Raw genomic sequence first — 2574 nt, 5'->3', positions numbered from 1 at the left:
AACGCATTGCTCATGGGGCGCGCGCTTTTTGCGCTCCCGTGCAGCAAATTGTTCGGTTTTTTAGATATTTATATGTTCTTTTGGAATAGGATAATCAAAATCAAATATTTCAGAATTTGATATTTCCAATAATTCCCTATATGCGTCAAGTATCAAGTCATGCATTTTAACTAAATCATTTAGCATTATAAGGCGTCCATCCTCAGTATTTCGTCGAAAATTATGTTCCCTATAAAATGAATGAGATAAACGGTTTCTAACTTTCAATGCATTATCAAGTTTAGAATATATTTCGTCTATATAATCCGTTGATTTTCCAACTTGCTTAAGTAGTTGACCTAATGTACTTCTGTTAATTTTTTGAAATATCGAAGCAGCAGCATCTGGACTTTTTTCATCAATCAAATTTTTATCCAATAAATTGTGCATTATCGCAATATTGCCCAACTCAACTTCTAATAACTGAGCGGCCTCTGCGGTTTCACCAAACTGTCGATAAACATCATCTAAGCTTGTCATGGCATTTCCTAAGACCGAACGTGGCTATCAGTTGCCGCCAGGACTTCCACTGAACAGCTAAGTATTTGATTATGAACAATTTGGAACGGACTTCCCAAATTCGCCCGGCCCTGGCGGTCAAATGCATGGCATGGTTGGCGCATCGGCTTTTCCTATTAAAAACATACAAGAAACCATTGCTTTCAGTTCATGCCTTTTATTGATAATACGAATGTAACGGTTCAGAATGTGCTACATAAAAATAAGCTTTTCTTGTTTTCAAAAAGCGCATCATCACTCAAAACTTGTAATTGCGCATTTCTTCAATTTAGGACAAAGAATTTCTTTCGCTTCACCTTCATGGAAAATGATCGTGTGTTTTCCCTCTCCTAAGCGAGCATGCTTATTTTTGCTCATTTTTTTCATCTCACGAATTGTACCTTCAGAAAAATCTAATTCCTCTCCGCAATCACATTTGAATGATGATGGGAACAATCCTGTTGCCATAATAATTTGATTTTCATTTTTCAAAACTATTAGTCAAATTGATCATCTTTTTCTGTGCCAACGCTTCATTTCACCAAGGCGCAGGAAAAAATATTAAGAGCTTTTGAGATAGAAAAAGCTTCGACAAATCTATGCACTCCAAAAATGCCACGCCCCCTGCGCTCTGGTGGAAATGGTGGTTCGCTGCAATTTAAATTATCATGGGAATTTGATACCGTTTGGATTATTTTCAATCCAATCTTTAAGCTCCCGCCTGCTTTCGAAAAATATTTGTCTGTCTTTCTTATCATAGAGAAGGATATTATTGATGGCAATTTTATAGGCTAATAATATTTTTCTTTTCCTATCTCTTAGATAGCTATAATATCCTGCCTTTGCATACATTTCTGCAAACCTTTCTGCCTGATTCTTTTTTACGCCATGCCGTTTGAAACGATGAGCGTGATGCCCCACCTCATGGGCTATAATTTCAGACAGGAATAGCGCAGCAATTTCTTGATGTCGTTTAAATATATACTCGGGTATTTGATCCTTTATCAGGTTGAGCGTATTTATCTCAATGGTTGCTTGTTTTCCACTTTTACCCTCTAAATAACATGCGACATAAGCCTTATCCGATTTTTGATTGGAAAAAGTATTTACAAATCTAATTTCATCTATTCCGACAATATCAGCCTTTGGCAGAACACTAATTATCGAACGGCAGTATTCATCAAATGGGAATGATATTTCACAATTTTCAATTGTTACATTCATATAAATTTACGAACAGCGAACGTCTGGTATAAGGCGCGGCGGCTTTTGCCGTCGCCCTTAATGCCATTGTTGGGTGGTCGATATTAACATCTTCTCAAATCTTACCACACAGGTCATTTTTAATTAAGCCTCAGAATTCCATGATTCGGTGGAATTTGTAAACAAGGTACCCGTCTTGGCAAACGTGACCCTTTGATACAAATTGAGCCGTCCAAGACGGTAGTTCCTCAGTATCAAAACCCAGGCTCCTAAGAAAAGGTTCGATTTCAAAAATGGTGAATGTACGCTCTTTTGGAAATAGGGTCTCTATTTCTTCAGCAGTCTTCCCTTTTGGTATTCCAATTCTGGCATTGTAAATACTGTCGATAGTCTTGGGCTTGTATTCAGTGAATAGCCTGTGTAGCTTGGCATTTTGTTCGATAAAGGTTTCGAGTTTTGCCAATATTTCAGGGTTAAGCTTTTCGACAAAGGTCGGGTGACAGCATTCCTGACTAAAAGAGCGTTTGAACTTCGACGAAACAAAACGCTTGGAAAAGATAGTCGTGTGAGGTGATGGGAGACCTGATAGAGGGTCTTTCTCTGTGTATTGGAGGATTCTATAAATCTGCCAAATTCCTTGGTGATAGCTCGTTACCCAATCGCCCACTTTCAATTCTGTTGTCATGTAAATCCCCACCCAACAACAAGGTAAGGGGCCGGGAACAGGTGCTGCCGAATGCCCAAAAATCCCCGAGTTTTCAGTCAATGTCATCCGTTAAAAATGGCACCGTAATTCCCGGTCCGCTTGAGTGATTGGTTGGCCCTTTTTGATGA

The 2574-nt window shown here is 38.7% G+C and carries 4 protein-coding genes; all 4 read right to left on the bottom strand.

What is annotated here, in order from left to right; all coding sequences use genetic code 11:
- Window positions 1-60: 60 nt before the first annotated feature.
- The 4 genes from JCM12296_RS34040 to JCM12296_RS34030 all read right to left on the bottom strand — a co-directional run bounded on the left by JCM12296_RS34040 (window position 61) and on the right by JCM12296_RS34030 (window position 2425).
- Window positions 61-519 (bottom strand): hypothetical protein, encoded by a 459-nt coding sequence (locus JCM12296_RS34040; RefSeq protein ID WP_054702503.1) that lies wholly within the window; start codon window positions 517-519, stop codon window positions 61-63.
- 273 nt (window positions 520-792) lie between these two features.
- Window positions 793-1029, bottom strand: coding sequence for a hypothetical protein (locus JCM12296_RS37545; protein WP_246805295.1), 237 nt, complete (start codon window positions 1027-1029; stop codon window positions 793-795).
- A gap of 174 nt (window positions 1030-1203) precedes the next feature.
- The gene (locus tag JCM12296_RS34035) at window positions 1204-1761 is read right to left on the bottom strand and encodes a hypothetical protein (protein ID WP_054702500.1); all 558 of its coding nucleotides are present in this window, start codon (window positions 1759-1761) and stop codon (window positions 1204-1206) included.
- Between the two features lie 130 nt (window positions 1762-1891).
- Entirely contained in the window at window positions 1892-2425 is a 534-nt protein-coding gene (locus JCM12296_RS34030) for a hypothetical protein (RefSeq protein ID WP_054702497.1), read from the bottom strand.
- Between the last annotated feature and the right edge of the window lie 149 nt (window positions 2426-2574).

The sequence above is a fragment of the Desulfosarcina cetonica JCM 12296 genome (assembly GCF_001311845.1).
Classification (GTDB): Bacteria; Desulfobacterota; Desulfobacteria; order Desulfobacterales; family Desulfosarcinaceae; genus Desulfosarcina; species Desulfosarcina cetonica.
The sequence above is the reverse complement of the archived record's forward strand: the minus strand, read 5'-3'. Positions and strand labels throughout refer to the sequence as shown.